Source organism: Kitasatospora sp. NPDC001159, from assembly GCF_053598235.1.
This window is the reverse complement of record NZ_JBSFJV010000054.1, coordinates 1-15,209: the sequence shown is the minus strand read 5'-3', so window position 1 is coordinate 15,209 and position 15,209 is coordinate 1. Positions and strand designations below refer to the sequence as shown.

The following is a 15,209-nucleotide window of genomic DNA, read 5'->3' as shown; positions in this document are numbered from 1 at the left end:
TACGCCTATGCCGAGAGCAGCTCCGCGAGCAGTGCCGGTTCGATGTTGCCGCCGCTGACCACGGCCGCGACCGCCTGGCCCCCGGTCGCGGCGGAGCGGTGGAAGTACGCGGCCGGGGCGACCGCGCCGGAGGGCTCGGCGACCAGCCGGCCGCGGCGGGCCAGCAGGGCGACGGTGGCGCGGATCTCGTCCTCGGTGACGGTCACGATGTCGTCCACGTAGGTGGTGATGTGCTCGTACGGCAGCACGCCGACCGACGGGGTGCGCAGCCCGTCCGCGATGGTCCGGTAGGTGTCGGCGACCGGCCACTCCACCCGGCGCCCGGACCGCAGGCTGGCCTGCGCGTCGGCGGCCAGCTCCGGTTCCACGCCGATCACCCGGATGCCCGGGCGGGTGAGCTTCAGCGCGGCCGCCGTCCCGCCGATCAGGCCGCCGCCGCTGACCGGCACCAGGACGGTGTCCAGCTCGGCCGGGGCGTCCTCGGCGATCTCCAGACCGACCGTGCCCTGGCCCGCGATGACGAACGGGTCGTCGTACGGGGGCACCCAGACGTAGCCGTGTTTCTCGGCCAGCTCGCCGGGCACGGTGTCCCGCTCCCCCGGCGCCACCAGGAGCACCTCGGCGCCGTACGAGCGGGTGGCCGCCACCTTCACCGCGGGCGAGGTGTCCGGCATCACGATCACGGCCTTGATGCCGAGCAGCTGCGCCGCGTACGCCACCGCCTGCGCGTGGTTGCCGCTGGACTGGGCGACCACGCCGCGGGAGCGTTCCTCCGCGGTGAGTGCGGCCAGCCGGTTGTAGGCGCCGCGGGTCTTGAAGGCCCCGGTCGGCTGGAGGTTCTCGGGCTTGAGCCAGAGCCGCCGCTCCCCCTCGGCCGCCCAGGGGGCGGGAACCAGCGGGGTGCGCACGGCGACCCCCGCGATCCGCTGCCGAGCGGCGCGCAGCTCCTCCAGACCGACCAGTGCCATACGTCACTCTCCTACAGGAGGAAGCTCACTCACCCGGTTCTCCCACTTCGTGGAGAGTACGACGGTGGTACGGGTGCGGGCCACGCCTTTCGTGCCCGAGATCCGCTTGACCACCGACTCCAGGCCGGCCACGTCGGCCACCCGGACCTTGAGCATGTAGGAGTCGTCACCCGCGATGAACCAGCAGTCCTCGACCTCGTGGAGGTCCTTCAGCCGGAACGCGACGTCCTCGTGATCGGCGGCGTCGGTGAGCTGAAGGCCGATCAGGGCCGTGACGCCGAAGCCGAGCGAGGCCGGATTGACCGTCGCCCGGTAGCCGGTGATGACCCCGGCCTGCTCCAGGCGGTTGATGCGGTCCGTGACGCTCGGGCCGGAGAGTCCGACCAGTCGGCCCAGCTCGGCGTAGGACGCGCGGCCGTTCTCCCGGAGCGCCTGGATGAGCTGTCTGTCCACCGTGTCCATATACCGTCCGCGTCCTTCCGAACCTCACCAGACCCACAGATCATTATCCGGATTCAAAGGCGCCGTGCGCTGACCGACCCGGATATCGCAGAGAAGATACTCTCCCGCCCTCGCTCTCCTTACTCCCCCTCAGCCGGAACGTCCTCCCCGCCGTCGGCCTTGCGGGCCGCCGCTCCCAACTCCCCTTCCCAGCGCAGGTACAGGGAATGCGGCACGCCCACGGCGTCCAGCACCCGGCCGGCCACGAAATCCACGAGTTCGCGCACGGTGGAGCCGCCGGCGTAGAAACCCGGCGAAGCGGGCAGCACCACCGCGCCCTGCGCGTCGAGCTCCACCAAGTGCTTCAACGTCACCCCGTTGAGTGGTGTCTCGCGCACGCAGACGACGAGCGGCCGGCGCTCCTTCAGGGTGACGCTGGCGACCCGCTGCAGCAGGTCCTTGCTCAGACCGAGCGCGATCCCGGCCACCGCGCCGGTGGTCGCGGGCACCACCAGCATGCCCTTGGCCGGGTACGAGCCGCTGGACGGGCCGGCCGCGAAGTCCCCGGCGGACCAGTAGCGGACGTCGTCCAGGCCGTCGTCCGGGCCCTCCACGCCCAGCCACTGCGCGAGGTCGGCACGCCAGTGGGCGTCCCGGAAGGAGATGCCGGTCTCGTCCAGGATGGTGAGCCGGGCGGCCCGGCTGACGATCAGGTCCACCGCCTCACCTGCGGCGAGCAGCGCCCGGATCACCGAGGCCGCGTACGGCGTCCCCGACGCTCCCGAGACCCCGACCACCCACGGCTGACGCTTCGCAGTTCCCATGGGGCATTTCTATCCCGGCTTCACCTGCGGCTTCGGCCGGGGCGTGTCCCGGAGGTCGCTGCCCGGGCGGGGCGGAACGGATCCCGGAGCGCGCGCCCCTGGGAGGATGGGGGCATGGCAGCGACCCTCGTCGACCTCACCCATCAGGTGACCACCGCGATGCCGGTCTACCCCGGCGATCCGGCCGTACTGCTGGAGCCCGCCCTCACCACCGCCACGGCCGGGGTGAACGTGCTGGCCCTACACCTCGGTTCGCAGTCCGGAACGCACGTGGACGCGCCGTACCACGTGGACGTCACCTGGCCGACCCTGGACGGGCTGCCGCTGGAGCGGTTCACCGGGCCGGCCGTGGTGGCCGACCTGCGCGGACTGGAGCCCCGGGCGGCCGTCACCCCCGAGCTGCTGGAGCCCGCGCTGGAGCGCTGCGGGGACGGTTCCGTGCTGCTGCTGGCCACCGGCTGGGCCCGGCACTGGGGCACCGACGCCTACCTCGCCCACCCCAGCCTGACCGCCGAGGCGGCCGGGGCGATCGTCGCCGCCGGGGTGCGGACGGTCGGGGTGGACGCGCTGAGCGTCGACCCCACCCCCGACCCGGGCCCGGGCGACCCGGCGGTGGCCGCGCTGCTCGCCGACCTCACCGATGAGCACGACCAGCCCGCCGAGGAACCGACGCTGGCCGCCCACCGGGTGCTGCTGGGGGCGGACGGCGGCGGAGTGATCGCCGAGAACCTGACCGACCTGCGGGCGCTGCTGGAGGCGCAGGAGGCGGGCCGACCGGTGGAGGTCTCGCTGTTCCCGCTGCGGCTGGTGGCGGCGGACGGTGCTCCGGTACGGGCGGTGGCCCGGCTGGGCTGAGCTCGTGGGTCCGCCCTGGCGCGGGACTTGGTCTAGACCATCTCCGGTGACGCCGGTAGGCTCTCCGGCCATGGCTGAGATCATCGGAGTGATCGAGCGACTCTGGCGCTACCCCGTGAAATCCACCGGCGGCGAGCGGCTCGACTCCGTCGAGGTGGACGTGCGCGGCCTGGCCGGCGACCGCCTCTACGCCGTCCGCGACTCCACCGGAAAGCTCGGCTCGGGCAAGAACACCCGCCGCTTCCGCCGGATGGACGGCCTGCTCCGGCTCTCCGCCCGCCTCGGCCACCGGATCGACGGCCCCGAGCTGTTCGACCCGCTCGGCCGCCCGGTCGGCCACCCCACCGCCTTCCTGCGCGCCTACCTCCAGCGCGAGGACGTCGAACTCGCCCGCGAGGACGCCGTCCCGCACTTCGACCGGCTGCCGGTCAGCGTGCTCACCACCGCCACCCTGGACTGGGCCCGCGAGGCCGTCCCCTTCACCGTGGTCGACGAGTTCACCGTGGTCGACGAGCGCCGCTTCCGCCCCAACATCGTGCTGCGCACCCCGCCCGGCACCCCGCCCTTCGTCGAGGACAGCTGGTTCGGCCGGCAGGCACGCGCCGAGGCCCCGGACAGCGCCCGGCTCGCCTTCGTCACCTCCAGCGAGCGCTGCGCGATGACCGGCGCCCCGCAACCCGGACTGCCGCACGCCCCCGGGATCCTCAAGGCGATCGTGCACGCCCACGACGGCTGCCTCGACGCGCTCGCCGAGGTCGCCGCCCCGGGGCAACTGCGGCTGGGCGACCGGCTGCTACTGGACTGAACAGAGGCACCTTCGGAGTAAAACCGCAGGTCAGAGCCTTCTCAAAGATTTCCGGAAAAACTTCGAACCCACCTGCAACCCCCGTGGACCCCGCACGTCTATGTGAGTGAGCGGCGGGAAAGCCCGCCGGACCGGACCGCAGGCGACACCGGGGGCACCACCCCGGACCTCAGGTCCAACCGATACCGTGCTGATCGACCGGTGACTCAACGCTGCCGGCGTAACACCCTGGGGGGTATTCAGAATGTCCGTTGTGCGCGCACGCCGTTCCCGCTCCACCGTCCTCACCGCGGCCACCCTGGGCGTGCTGATCGCCACCGGCGCCGTGGTCGCCTCCCCGGCCGCCTACGCCGCCGACGCCCCGACCGCCCCCACGGCCACGGCCACCGCCACGGCCACCCCGCCCGCCACCCCGTCCGCCGAGCCGACCGCCATGGCCACGGCCGAGGCCGGCAAGCCGTCGCTGACGGTCAACGCGCCGGCGTCGGTCGGCCGCGGCGGACAGCCGGTCGAGTTCACCGAGACCATCAGCAACCCCGGCACCACCGAGGCTTCGTTCCAGCTGGTGGTCAACGCGAGCGACCCGTCCGTCCCGGGCTCCATCTCGCCCGACCCGATCACGGTCGACTACCGCGACGCGGACGGCACCTGGAAGCGCGCTTTCGGCGCCATCCCCGGTCTGACCGTCGCCGCCGGCGCCACCAAGACGGTCCAGCTGCGCCTCACCACCGCGCTCCACGCCTACTGGGACTACAAGGACTCCACCGTCACGCTGACCTCCACCGTCTTCGACCAGGCCGGGACCACCGCCCTCGCCGAGAGCACCAAGCAGGTCGCGGCCAAGGCCGTCACCCTTCAGGTCAAGGACGCGCCGACCACCGCCGTCGCCGGGGGCGCGCCGGTCGAGTTCGACGTCACCATCAACAACCCCAGCGCGTCGAGCTACACCAACGTCTCCAAGATCGTGGAGGCCGACCCGCACAGCACGCTCCAGGTGCGGAAGGCCGACGGCAGCTGGGAGAACATCACCGGCACCCCTGCCCCCCACGCGGACGGCCGGCTCACCTACCAGCTCGCGGACGACCAGAACCTCGCGCCCCACGAGACCTTCACCAAGCACGTTCGTCTCGCCTTCACCGCCGACGCCCCGATCGGCAAGAACTACATCCACACGTGGGCGAAGTTCGACCAGGGCAGCCAGTACGCGCCCTTCTACATCGGCCCCCAGTACATCGAGATCAACCTGGCCGCCGCCCCCCTGGGCCTGTCGGTGCAGGAGCCGGCGTCGATCGGCAACGGCGGCCGGCCGGTCGAGTTCAGCGAGACCCTCACCAACACGGCCGGCTCCGACGCGTCGTTCAACCTGAAGCTCGACGCGAGCAACCCGCTCGCCCGTAGCGACGGTCGCATCGCCCTGGAGTCCCGCGACTCCGACGGCACCTGGAAGCCGATCGGGATCACCTTCAAGCAGCAGGCCGACGGGTTCCACTTCATCGGCACGCTCAACGACGTGACCGTCCCCGCCGGCGCCACCAAGACCCTCCAGCTGCGCCTCGCCGCCCCGCTCAACAACGACTGGGCCGGCCAGAGCGGCACCATCAAGCTCTCCTCGTCCGTCCTCGACAAGACGGGGCAGTACACCCTCACCGAGAGCACCAAGGACGTCGCGCTGAAGGCCCTCGGCCTGCAGACCAAGGGCGCCCCCACCACCGCCGTCATCGGCGGCGCCCCGGTCGACTTCGACGTCACCTTCAACAACCCGAGCGCGTCGAGCTACGACAACGCCTCCCTCTCGGTCCTGGCCGACCCGCACAGCACGTTGCAGGTCCAGAAGGCGGACGGCAGCTGGCAGACCGTCACCGGCATCCCGAGCCGCCAGAACGGCGGCCCGGCCACCTACCACCTGACCGAGGACAAGAACCTGGCGGCCAACTCGTCCGTCACCAAGCACGTCCGCATCGCCTTCACCGCCGACGCCCCGATCGGCAACGCCGTGGTCGACCCGACGATCATCCTCGGCGAGGGCGGCCAGTACATGCCCGCGTACGTCGGCCCGCAGGGCTTCCAGGTCAACCTCACCACCGGCACCGACGGCTCCACCGGCACCACCAACAACGGCACCGGCGCCGCCGTCAAGGCCGGCCTCACCACCACCGGCGGCGACTCCGACTCCACCGGCACCACCGACGGCACCGGCAGCACCCAGCTGGCCGGCGGCGAGCTCGCCCACACCGGTTCGAGCGGCATGCTGCAGGCCCTGACGGGCGCCGCCGCGCTGCTCGCCAGCGGCATCGGCGCGGTGTTCTTCGCGCGTCGCCGCCGCAGCGCCTGATCTCCAGCCTCCTGGTGAGGCACCGAGCCCCGGCTCCCCGGCACTGTCCGGGGGCCGGGGCTCGGCGTTTTCCGGGTTCCTAACCGCGGATCAGACAGAAGGGGTGGCCGGCCGGGTCCGCGTAGACTCGCCACCGGCCGACGTCGTGCAACCGTACGGCGCCGAGGGCGAGCACCTCGGGTTCGGCGGCGTCGAGATCCGGCACGTCGATGTCCAGGTGCGCCTGCTGCGGGTGCTCGGGGTCAGCCCAACGGGGCGGACGGTAGCCGGTGACGGCCTGGAAGCAGAGCACCGTGCCGTCGTCGAGGTGCAGCGTGGACCAGCCCGCGCCGAGTGACCAGCGTGGGTCCGGGCGGTCGACCTCGCCGCCGAGCAGGCCGGCGTAGAAGCGGGCGAGTACGGCCGGGTCCGGGCAGTCGAGCACCAGGCACTGCAGTTTGCCGATCACGGTTCTCCTCAGGGTGTTTCCCCGGCCGGACCGGGTTGGGTGACCGCCCGCAGGTAGGCGTCGGCGAAGAGCTCGAAGAACTCGTCCACCGAGGGCAGCCCGTCGCCTAGGACGGGTTCGAGCACCGGCCGTATCAGGACGTGGCTGAGCAGCGGTCCGAGCAGCAGCTGCACCAGTACCGGGAGCGGCAGCGGCCGCAGCCGTCCGGCCTCGACGTGCGGCAGCAGCAGGCGGCCGAGGCCGTCGATGATCTGCGGCATGTGGGCCGCCATCATCCGGGCGGCGGGCCCGTCCGCGCGGCTGAACAGGTCGGCGAAGACCGCCGGGATGATCCGCGGCTCGCCAGCGAAGGCGGCGAGGAAGGTGCGGTGGAGCGCCCGGACGGTGTCCTCCAGGCGCTCGGGCGGGTCGGCCGCCAGCGCCTCCAGGTCCGGCAGCGGGCCGTACTGCAGGAAGACGGCGGCGAGCAGGCCGTCCCGACCCTCGAAGACGGTGTGCAGGCTGGGCAGCGAGCACTCGGCGCGGTCCGCCACCGCGTCCAGGGTGACTCCGCCGAGGCCGCGTTCGGCCACCAGGCGGGCGGCCGCCTCGACCGCGCGTTCCCGTACCGGCGGGCGTCCACCCGGGTCGACGCCCGCCTGCCGGACCGCCTCGTCCAGTGGTGCCCGGGAGCCGCCGAGCCGGCGCAGCAGCGTGCTGCGCGAGATGCCGGCCGCCGCCGCGATCGCCGTCAACGGGACGTCCGCGACGTCCTGCCCCCGCTCCTTCGCCGCCGTGAGCGCGGCCGACACGAGATCCTTCATGTGGAGCATCGTACTACTTGACACCTGAGACGGTTCCAGAGAGCTTATATATGCGAGTTCCATGCAGGGGTCGCAAGGGGATCAGGGATCGAGGGGAGAGAACCATGAGCGTCGTCATCTCCGGAGGCGGGCCGGCCGGGATGGTGCTGGGCCTGATGCTCGCCCGGGCGGGCGTCGAGGTGACCGTGCTGGAGAAGCACGCCGACTTCCTGCGCGACTTCCGAGGCGACACCGTCCACGCGTCCACCGTGCGACTGATGGACGAACTGGGTCTGGGCCGGAAGTTCGCCGCCCTGCCGCAGAGCCGGCTCGGCAACATGGTGGTACCGGTGCCCGGCGTCGGGCAGGTCGCGCTGAGCGCCTTCGACGAGCTGCCCGCACCGTACAACTACATCGCGATGGTCCCGCAGTGGGACCTGCTCAACTTCCTGGTGGCGGAGGCCCGACAGGAGCCCACCTTCACCCTCCGGATGAACACCGAGGCAACCGGGCTGATCCGGGAGGGCGGCCGGGTGGTCGGCGTGCGCTACCGCACCCGGGACGGCGAGGAGGGCGAGATCCGGGCCGCCCTCACCGTCGCCGCCGACGGCCGGCACTCCACCCTGCGCCGGGAGGCCGGGCTGGAGCCCGAGGAGTACCTGGTGCCCTTCGACGCCTGGTGGTTCCGGCTGCCCCGGCACGCGACCGAGCAGGCCGCGCCACCCAACCTCGCCCCCAGCTTCGGACACGGCGAGATGGCGCTCAGCCTGACCCGCGACGACTACTTCCAGATCGCCTACTTCCTGCCCAAGGGGGCCGACGCGCAGCGGCGCGCCGAGGGCATCGAGCGCTTCCGCGAGCGGATCGCCCGGCTGATGCCCCAGTACGCCGACCGGGTCGACCGGCTGGTCGGCATGGACGACGTCCACCTGCTCGACGTCAAGCTCAACCGGCTCCGCCGCTGGTACACCGACGGGCTGCTGCTGATCGGCGACGCCGCCCACGCGATGTCCCCGGCCGGCGGGGTGGGCATCAACCTCGCCATCCAGGACGCCGTCGCGGCCGCCGCCCTGCTCGCCGAGCCGTTGCGGCGCGGCCGACCGACGCCTGCCGCCCTCGCCCGGGTGCAGCGGCGGCGCTGGCGGCCCACCGTGATCACGCAGCGGATGCAGCGGATCCTGCACAACGTCATGTTCGCCCCGGTGCTCAGCGGCCACCGGGTCGGCCCGCCCGTCCGGTTGACGCTGCTCGCCCGCTACGTTCCGGCCGTCCGGACCGGCATCTCGCGGATGATCGCGCTCGGTCCGCGGCCGGAGCACGCACCGGACTTCGCGCGGCGACCGGCCGCGTGACGGGGCCCACCGGCAACGAACCGGCCGTTCAGACGGGCGGTTCCAGGGGGTGGCCAACTGTTGTCAATTTCGTCAGTATTCCGCATTAATCCGGGCACTTCATCCGGCTGTCGGTGGCAGGCGGCACGGTCGCCTGGTGATCGTGCCGCAGGCGTACCGCTTTGCGCTGGACCCGACGGAGCGTCAGGTCGTCGCGCTGTTGCGGCATGCCGGGGCGGCCCGGGTGGCCTACAACTGGGCGCTCGCGCGAGTCAAGGCGAACCTGTCCCAGCGGGAGGCGGAGAGGTCCTACGGCATCGAGGACCTGACGCCCTTGTTCGGTTGGTCGATGTACTCCATGCGCAAGGCGTGGAACCGGGCCAAGGACGACGTCGCGCCGTGGTGGGCGGAGTGCTCCAAGGAGGCGTACGCCACGGGCTTGGAGCAGCTCGCCACGGGGTTGAAGAACTGGTCCGACTCCAGGGCGGGCAGGCGTAAGGGCCGCGCGATGGGCTTCCCGTGCTTCAAGTCGAAGAACAGGGCCGGAACGGCTTCCTGCACAACTGACGGGTGGCGTGGCGGTCACCGCGGGAGGCGGGGGCCTGTAGCAGGATCCTCCACGTAACTGACGGACCATCGGCACCGAGGAGGCCCCATGGCCAACGTCCCGGCGAACCTCAAGTACACCAAGGACCACGAGTGGGTACTGGTCGGGGGGAAGACGGCCCGCGTGGGCATCACCGACTACGCGCAGAAGCAGCTCGGCGACATCGTCTTCGTCGAACTCCCCAAGGTCGGCGCCAAGCGCGAGGCCGAACAGCCCTTCGGCTCGGTGGAGTCCGTCAAGTCGGTCAGCGAGCTCTACGCCCCGGTCTCCGGGACGGTCGCCCAGGTGAACGAGGAGCTGAGCAGCGATCCCGAGCTGATCAACTCCGACCCGTACGGCGACGGCTGGATGATCGAGCTCACGATGACCAAGGCCGGCGAGCTGGACGGCCTCCTCACGGCCGCCCAGTACGAGGCCTACATCGATTGAGAGCACCGTGGCGAGCCCCGGCCGTCCTCGGGCACCCGCCCGCGGACGGCCGGGCGGTTCCACCCGCCTGGCGACGCACCGGCACAGCCGGCCCCGGGCTCCGCTGCGGTGCGCGGGAAGTCGGGCAGGCCGACCCACCGACCGGGCCGCCATGTCTCGGCGAGCCGGCTCAGTCAGGCGTCCTCATCGAGTTCGGCGGTGATGGCGGCGCGGAGGGCGTCGTGGGCGGGGCCGAGGGCGTGGTGCGGGTCCTGCCAGTGGGAGGGCGGGTAGAGCCAGACGGGCTTCTCCACCACATGCTCAGGCTCCCAGTCGTAGCGGGGCCAGATGTGGGTATGCAGGAACGGGTCCTTGTTGCCGAGGATCTCGATGTTGACCCGACGGAAGGCGGGATCGGCTGCGCGGCACGCGAGTTCGACGGCTTCGGCGAGGCGGTCGATGTCGGCGAGGTACGCGAGGCGGTGGGGGCGGGGCAGGTCGGTGAGGCGTTCCGCGCCCGGCATGTCGGTGAGGAGGACCGAGTAGCCGGGCAGGAACTGGACGTCTCCGATGACCGCGAAGCCGGCGTCCAACTGCCGCATCACGGTGGGGTTCTCACCCCGCAGTGCCGTTCCGATGCGGTCGGCCTGCCAGTCGGTCACGAGCCGAACTCGCCGTCGCGGACGGCGGTGACGAAGGACTGCCAGGCAGCCGGGTTGAAGCGGAGGCGCGGGCCCTCGGGGTCCTTGGAGTCTCGGACCGAACCCGGGCGGGCGTCGTCCACCTCTACACAGTTGTTGTTGTCGTTGCCGCCGCTGTAACTGCTCTTACGCCACTGCTCTCGGTGCATTCGCGTGGTTCTCCGCCGCCGATTCGATCAGGGCCAGGGACGCCTCCGGCGACAACGCAGCGGCCCTGACCAGATCGTAGGCCAGCGAACACCTGGCGACCAGCGCCGGATCGTCCACCTGGCTGCCCGTGAACGACCCCTCGGAGTAGGCCGTCGGCGGCGCATCGTCGAACGTCATGAGGCAAAGCTGGCTGTCCATCAGCGCATACTGCGCCCACCGAGAACGGGACCACTTGAATGATCGCCTTGCGGTTGCGGACCAGTTCGGCGAGGTGCACCAGCTGGCCACGCATCACCGATGCCCCTCCGACTGGCCGACGCAGCACCGCTTCGTCCAGGATCGCCCAGTACTGAGGGGCATTCGCCCTGTCGAACAGCTCGGACCGGCCGACTCGGAGCGCGACCATCGGCTCGATCTCCGAGGGCTTTCGGAGCGGATGAGCTGCCTCGAAAAGGCAGCGCGCGTAGCCGGATGCCTGCAACAAACCCGGCACCAGGAGCGGCGGAAACTCGCTGATCGTCTCAGCCCTTGACTGAAGCTCGGCCACATCGATGAAGTAGTCGGCGTAGCGCGACGACTTCCGCACCATCTCGTACAGGCGCTGGAAGTGTCCGTCCGTGCCGAGCACCTTGTCCAAGTACTCCGGCATGTCCTTCTGCGGGTTGCGGATGGCCTGCTCGATCTGCCCGATGTACGCGCCCGAGCAGAACACCAGTTTTCCCAGCGCCTCCTGGGTGAGGCCGGCCGCCTCGCGGAGCCTCTTCAGCTCCTCGCCGTAGAACCGGCGCGGAGCTTCCGTCGGGTCGAGCGCCTTCGCCATAGGTGCAACTCCCGTTCAACGAGACCGTTGTCGGGATCGACGATAAGCACCCAAGGCGACGGAGTCGACACAAGCAGTGACCTTGTAGGGATCAGATTCCAAGGCCGCGAATGACCAGGTCCATCAGCGCGAAGCAGAACAGCGAAATGCCCACGAACCCGTTGGTCTGGAAGAACGCCCGGTTGAGCTTCGACAGGTCGTTCGGCTTCACGATGGTGTGCTCGTACGCGAACGCGCCCGCGACGACCACGAGGCCGATCCAGAACGCCGCTCCGGCATCCGTCAAGAACGCGAACCAGCCCAACAGAAGCGTTGTCAGGACGTGGCACACGCGCGCGCCCCAGATCGCCGCCGGGATGCCGAAGCGGGCCGGCACCGAGCGCACCTTGCCGTGGCGGTCGGACTCGACGTCCTGGCAGGCGTAGATGAGGTCGAAGCCGCCGATCCAGATGCCGACCGCCACTCCCAGGACCACGGCCTCCCAGGACCAACTGCCCGTCACCGCGAGCCAGGCGCCCACCGGTCCCATCGCCTGGGCGATGCCCAGGATCGCCTGCGGGAAGTCGGTGAACCGCTTGCCGTACGGGTAGACCACCATCGGCACCACGGCGACCGGCGCGAGCGCCAGGCACAGCGGGTTGAGCATGGCCGCCGCGCCGAGGAAGACCACCAGGGCGACGGCCGACCCGACGTACGCCGTCTTCAACGAAACGGCCCCGGTGACCAGTTCACGCGAAGCCGTGCGCGGGTTCCGGGCGTCGATCTCGCGGTCGATGATCCGGTTGGCGGCCATGGCGAAGGTACGAAGCCCGACCATGCACACCGTGACGACGAACAACTGCTCCCAGTGCACCCGCTGGTCCGCCAGGAACATCGCCGTCAGCGCGGCGATGTAGGCGAAGGGCAGGGCGAAGACCGAGTGCTCGATCATCACCAGGCGCAGGAAGGCCTTCGTGCGCCCCGGGGTCTCAACTGCGGCCGTGCTCACAGCCCGTACTCCTTCCAGCGACGCGACACCAGCGCAGCGGTGGCCGGGTCCGAGGAGACCATCTCCGGCCACCCGCCGTCCCGGGTGTAGCCCTCCTCGGGCAGCTTGCGGGTCGCGTCGATGCCCGCCTTGCCGCCCCAGAACTGCTGGTAGGAGGCGTGGTCGAGGTGGTCGACCGGACCCTCGACGACGGTGAGGTCCCGGCTGTAGTCGACGTTGCCGAAGGCGCGCCAGGCGACTTCCTGGTAGTCGTGCACGTCGCAGTCGGCGTCCACCACGATGATCAGCTTGGTCAGCGACATCATGTGGGCGCCCCAGATGGCGTGCATCGTCTTCTGGGCGTGCTTGGGGTACTTCTTGTCGATCGAGACGATCACGCAGTTGTGGAAACCGCCGGCCTCGGGCAGGTCGTAGTCGACGATGTCCGGGATGATGATCTTCAACAGCGGCAGGAAGAAGCGCTCGGTGAACTTGCCCAGCGGGCCGTCCTCCGTCGGCGGGCGGCCGACCACGATGGACTGCAGGATCGGACGGCGGCGCATCGTCACGCAGTCGATCTTGAGCGCCGGGAACGGCTCCTGCGGGGTGTAGAAGCCGGTGTGGTCGCCGAACGGGCCCTCGGGGAGCATCTCGCCGGGCTCCAGCCAGCCCTCCAGCACCACCTCGGCGTCGGCCGGGACCTGGAGCGGGACGGTCTTGCAGTCGACCATCCGCACCCGCTCGCCCGCGACGAAGCCGGCGAAGAGGTACTCGTCGATGTCCCCGGGCAGCGGCGCGGTGGCCGCGTAGGTGACGGCCGGTGGGCAGCCGAAGGCGATCGCGACCGGGAGGCGCTCGCCGCGCTTGGCCGCCACGGCGGCGTGGTTGCGGCTGTCCTTGTGGATCTGCCAGTGCATCCCGATGGTGCGGCGGTCGTGCCGCTGGAGCCGGTAGAGGCCGAGGTTGCGGATGCCGCTGTCGGGGTCCTTGGTGTGGGTGAGGCCCAGGTTGAAGAAGGAGCCGCCGTCCAGCGGCCAGGTGAAGAGGGCGGGCAGCTCGTCCAGGTTGACGTCGTCGCCGGTGAGCACGACCTCCTGGACCGGGGCGTCCTTCACGTGCCGGGGCGGGACGTGCGCCATCGAGGCGAGCTTGCCGAAGGCGTCCCGGAAGCCGGTGAAGCCCTGCGGCAGTTCGGGCTTGAGCAGGCCGGCGATCTTCTCGGAGATGTCGTCCGGTCCCTTGAGGCCGAGCGCCTTGGCCAGGCGGCGTTCGGTGCCGAAGACGTTCATCGCCAGCGGCATCGACGAACCCTTGACGTTCTCGAACAACAGCGCCGGACCCTTGGCCTTCTGCACCCGATCGACGATCTCGCCGATCTCCAGGTGGGGGTCCACCTCCGCCTTGATGCGCTTGAGGTCGCCCTCGCGGTCGAGGGCCCGGAGAAACGAGCGGAGATCGTCGTATGCCATGCCTGTCAGTATCCGCCACCCGATAGCCTGGCTTGCGTCAAGGGCCCCGGGAGGCGCCCGCCACTACCGCCGTCGCCGGGGGGGAGATCGCAGCCGTGCTGAGGATTCTTCTGACCATCGTCCTTCCGCTCGCGCTGTGGGTGTGGGCGTTCATCGACTGCCTGGTCACCCCCGAGGACGAGGCGAAGCACCTGCCGAAGCCGATCTGGCTGATCATCGTGCTGCTCTTCCCGCCGCTGGGCCCGATCGCCTGGCTGGTGGCCGGCAAGCAGCGCGGCTTCCTCCGGGCCGGCGCGGCCGGTGGGTACCCGGGGCAGCCGGCCGGCGCCCCGCGCCGCGGGCGCCCGCTGGCGCCGGACGACGACCCCGAGTTCCTCGCCTCCCTGAAGGGCGGCACCGCGAAGGGCGACACCCCGAAGAGCGACTCCTTGAAGAAGAGCGACAAGGAGCACGAGGACATGCTCAAGCTGTGGGAGGCCGATCTGCGTCGCCGCGAGGAGGAACTGCGCGGCGGGGACGAACCGGAGGACGGCCGAAAGAGCTGATCGGAGCGGTTGGACCACTCCCTCGGACAGCCCACCCGGAGCCTCTCGGGTGGGCCGCGGCGTTTTTGGCGCTTCCCTACGACTGCGGGCCCTCTAGCACGGGTCGGACCCATCGCCGTGCCGAACTTGAGCCGAGCTTGAGCAGCGCACAAGATGCGCGCCCTACATTGTTGAGAGACAGCCCTGACCTGCGCTTTTCTTCATGCTCAGATCATCGGACCATCAGCTGGCCGACAACCCCAAGTATTCGAACAGATACCGAGCGCCAAGGCTTCGATGCGACCGCTTCTGTGCAGGCCTGACAGCTAAACGAACTCGACCTTGTACGGAATCGACGCCGAAACCAGTGCACGGCCCCTCGTACAGTCATAAGTGAAGAAAGTGATTCGCAGCTGGGGGTACAGCAGACGTCGGCTGTCGGACAGTTCCCTCACCCTTGGAGTGGTTCGAGATGACGGTTGTGCATGAGGCGCCGGTCGGCGGCGAGGTCCCCGAGGTGCCGGTCGACGCCCGCGGGCGAGTCGCCGAGCTGCACGAGCTCCGCGAGAAGGTGCGGCGCGGCCCGAGCGAGAAGGCCACCGAGGCCCAGCACGCGAAGGGCAAGCTGACCGCCCGCGAGCGCATCGAGCTGCTGCTGGACGAGGGCTCCTTCCACGAGGTCGAGCCGCTGCGCCGGCACCGCGCCCAGGGCTTCGGCCTGGAGGCCAAGAAGCCGCACACCGACGGCGTGATCGTCGGCTGGGGCACCGTTCACGG

18 protein-coding genes are annotated in these 15,209 nt (G+C 70.6%); 8 read left to right on the top strand and 10 right to left on the bottom strand.

Annotated elements, in window-relative coordinates; all coding sequences use genetic code 11:
- Nucleotides 1–5: 5 nt before the first annotated feature.
- The 3 genes from ACWC9T_RS25140 to ACWC9T_RS25130 form a co-directional block, all read right to left on the bottom strand.
- Nucleotides 6–968 (bottom strand): threonine ammonia-lyase, encoded by a 963-nt coding sequence (locus ACWC9T_RS25140; protein WP_449823295.1) that lies wholly within the window; start codon nucleotides 966–968, stop codon nucleotides 6–8.
- Nucleotides 969–971: 3 nt separating this feature from the next.
- Complete coding sequence (locus ACWC9T_RS25135) at nucleotides 972–1,430, bottom strand: Lrp/AsnC family transcriptional regulator (protein WP_449823294.1); 459 nt, start codon at nucleotides 1,428–1,430, stop codon at nucleotides 972–974.
- Nucleotides 1,431–1,549: 119 nt separating this feature from the next.
- Nucleotides 1,550–2,233: a UbiX family flavin prenyltransferase gene (locus ACWC9T_RS25130; protein ID WP_355674110.1), complete on the bottom strand. Its 684-nt coding sequence runs from the start codon at nucleotides 2,231–2,233 to the stop codon at nucleotides 1,550–1,552.
- Nucleotides 2,234–2,347: 114 nt separating this feature from the next.
- Here ACWC9T_RS25130 and ACWC9T_RS25125 point away from each other — a divergent pair, with 114 nt between their 5' ends.
- The 3 genes from ACWC9T_RS25125 (at nucleotide 2,348) to ACWC9T_RS25115 (ending at nucleotide 6,225) form a co-directional block, all read left to right on the top strand.
- Nucleotides 2,348–3,088, top strand: a complete 741-nt coding sequence (locus ACWC9T_RS25125; RefSeq protein ID WP_449823293.1) for a cyclase family protein — start codon at nucleotides 2,348–2,350, stop codon at nucleotides 3,086–3,088.
- Nucleotides 3,089–3,158: 70 nt separating this feature from the next.
- Complete coding sequence (locus ACWC9T_RS25120; RefSeq protein ID WP_449823292.1) at nucleotides 3,159–3,893, top strand: MOSC domain-containing protein; 735 nt, start codon at nucleotides 3,159–3,161, stop codon at nucleotides 3,891–3,893.
- 253 nt (nucleotides 3,894–4,146) lie between these two features.
- Nucleotides 4,147–6,225 carry a COG1470 family protein gene (locus ACWC9T_RS25115; RefSeq protein ID WP_449823291.1) on the top strand — a complete coding sequence of 693 codons (2,079 nt, stop codon included), beginning with the start codon at nucleotides 4,147–4,149 and terminating at the stop codon, nucleotides 6,223–6,225.
- 79 nt (nucleotides 6,226–6,304) lie between these two features.
- Here the strand turns inward: ACWC9T_RS25115 and ACWC9T_RS25110 are convergent, their stop codons facing one another.
- Together ACWC9T_RS25110 and ACWC9T_RS25105 are read right to left on the bottom strand one after the other, a co-directional pair.
- On the bottom strand, nucleotides 6,305–6,673 hold the full coding sequence (locus tag ACWC9T_RS25110) for a VOC family protein (RefSeq protein WP_449823290.1): 369 nt from the start codon (nucleotides 6,671–6,673) through the stop codon (nucleotides 6,305–6,307).
- A gap of 8 nt (nucleotides 6,674–6,681) precedes the next feature.
- Nucleotides 6,682–7,476: a TetR/AcrR family transcriptional regulator gene (locus ACWC9T_RS25105; protein ID WP_449823289.1), complete on the bottom strand. Its 795-nt coding sequence runs from the start codon at nucleotides 7,474–7,476 to the stop codon at nucleotides 6,682–6,684.
- Nucleotides 7,477–7,580: 104 nt separating this feature from the next.
- Between ACWC9T_RS25105 and ACWC9T_RS25100 the strand changes: the two genes are divergently transcribed.
- From ACWC9T_RS25100 to gcvH, 3 genes are all read left to right on the top strand, one after another.
- Nucleotides 7,581–8,807: an FAD-dependent oxidoreductase gene (locus ACWC9T_RS25100; RefSeq protein WP_449823288.1), complete on the top strand. Its 1,227-nt coding sequence runs from the start codon at nucleotides 7,581–7,583 to the stop codon at nucleotides 8,805–8,807.
- A 136-nt stretch (nucleotides 8,808–8,943) separates the two neighbouring features.
- Nucleotides 8,944–9,411: a helix-turn-helix domain-containing protein gene (locus ACWC9T_RS25095; protein WP_449823287.1), complete on the top strand. Its 468-nt coding sequence runs from the start codon at nucleotides 8,944–8,946 to the stop codon at nucleotides 9,409–9,411.
- Between the two features lie 30 nt (nucleotides 9,412–9,441).
- The gene (gene gcvH, locus ACWC9T_RS25090; RefSeq protein ID WP_449823286.1) at nucleotides 9,442–9,822 is read left to right on the top strand and encodes a glycine cleavage system protein GcvH; all 381 of its coding nucleotides are present in this window, start codon (nucleotides 9,442–9,444) and stop codon (nucleotides 9,820–9,822) included.
- A gap of 173 nt (nucleotides 9,823–9,995) precedes the next feature.
- Here the strand turns inward: gcvH and ACWC9T_RS25085 are convergent, their stop codons facing one another.
- From ACWC9T_RS25085 to ACWC9T_RS25065, 5 genes are all read right to left on the bottom strand, one after another.
- Entirely contained in the window at nucleotides 9,996–10,403 is a 408-nt protein-coding gene (locus tag ACWC9T_RS25085; protein WP_449823332.1) for a diadenosine tetraphosphate hydrolase, read from the bottom strand.
- A 56-nt stretch (nucleotides 10,404–10,459) separates the two neighbouring features.
- Entirely contained in the window at nucleotides 10,460–10,585 is a 126-nt protein-coding gene (locus tag ACWC9T_RS25080; protein WP_449823285.1) for a DUF397 domain-containing protein, read from the bottom strand.
- A 2-nt stretch (nucleotides 10,586–10,587) separates the two neighbouring features.
- Nucleotides 10,588–11,472 (bottom strand): helix-turn-helix domain-containing protein, encoded by an 885-nt coding sequence (locus ACWC9T_RS25075; protein WP_449823284.1) that lies wholly within the window; start codon nucleotides 11,470–11,472, stop codon nucleotides 10,588–10,590.
- 91 nt (nucleotides 11,473–11,563) lie between these two features.
- Nucleotides 11,564–12,460: a menaquinone biosynthesis prenyltransferase MqnP gene (gene mqnP / locus ACWC9T_RS25070; RefSeq protein ID WP_449823283.1), complete on the bottom strand. Its 897-nt coding sequence runs from the start codon at nucleotides 12,458–12,460 to the stop codon at nucleotides 11,564–11,566.
- Entirely contained in the window at nucleotides 12,457–13,908 is a 1,452-nt protein-coding gene (locus ACWC9T_RS25065) for a menaquinone biosynthesis decarboxylase (protein ID WP_396248279.1), read from the bottom strand. Before ACWC9T_RS25065 ends, mqnP begins: the two co-directional genes overlap by 4 nt.
- 95 nt (nucleotides 13,909–14,003) lie before the next feature.
- Between ACWC9T_RS25065 and ACWC9T_RS25060 the strand changes: the two genes are divergently transcribed.
- Both ACWC9T_RS25060 and ACWC9T_RS25055 read left to right on the top strand, forming a co-directional pair.
- Nucleotides 14,004–14,453 (top strand): PLD nuclease N-terminal domain-containing protein, encoded by a 450-nt coding sequence (locus tag ACWC9T_RS25060; protein ID WP_449823282.1) that lies wholly within the window; start codon nucleotides 14,004–14,006, stop codon nucleotides 14,451–14,453.
- A gap of 451 nt (nucleotides 14,454–14,904) precedes the next feature.
- On the top strand, nucleotides 14,905–15,209 hold a 305-nt coding region (locus ACWC9T_RS25055), incomplete at its 3' end, for a carboxyl transferase domain-containing protein (protein ID WP_449823281.1).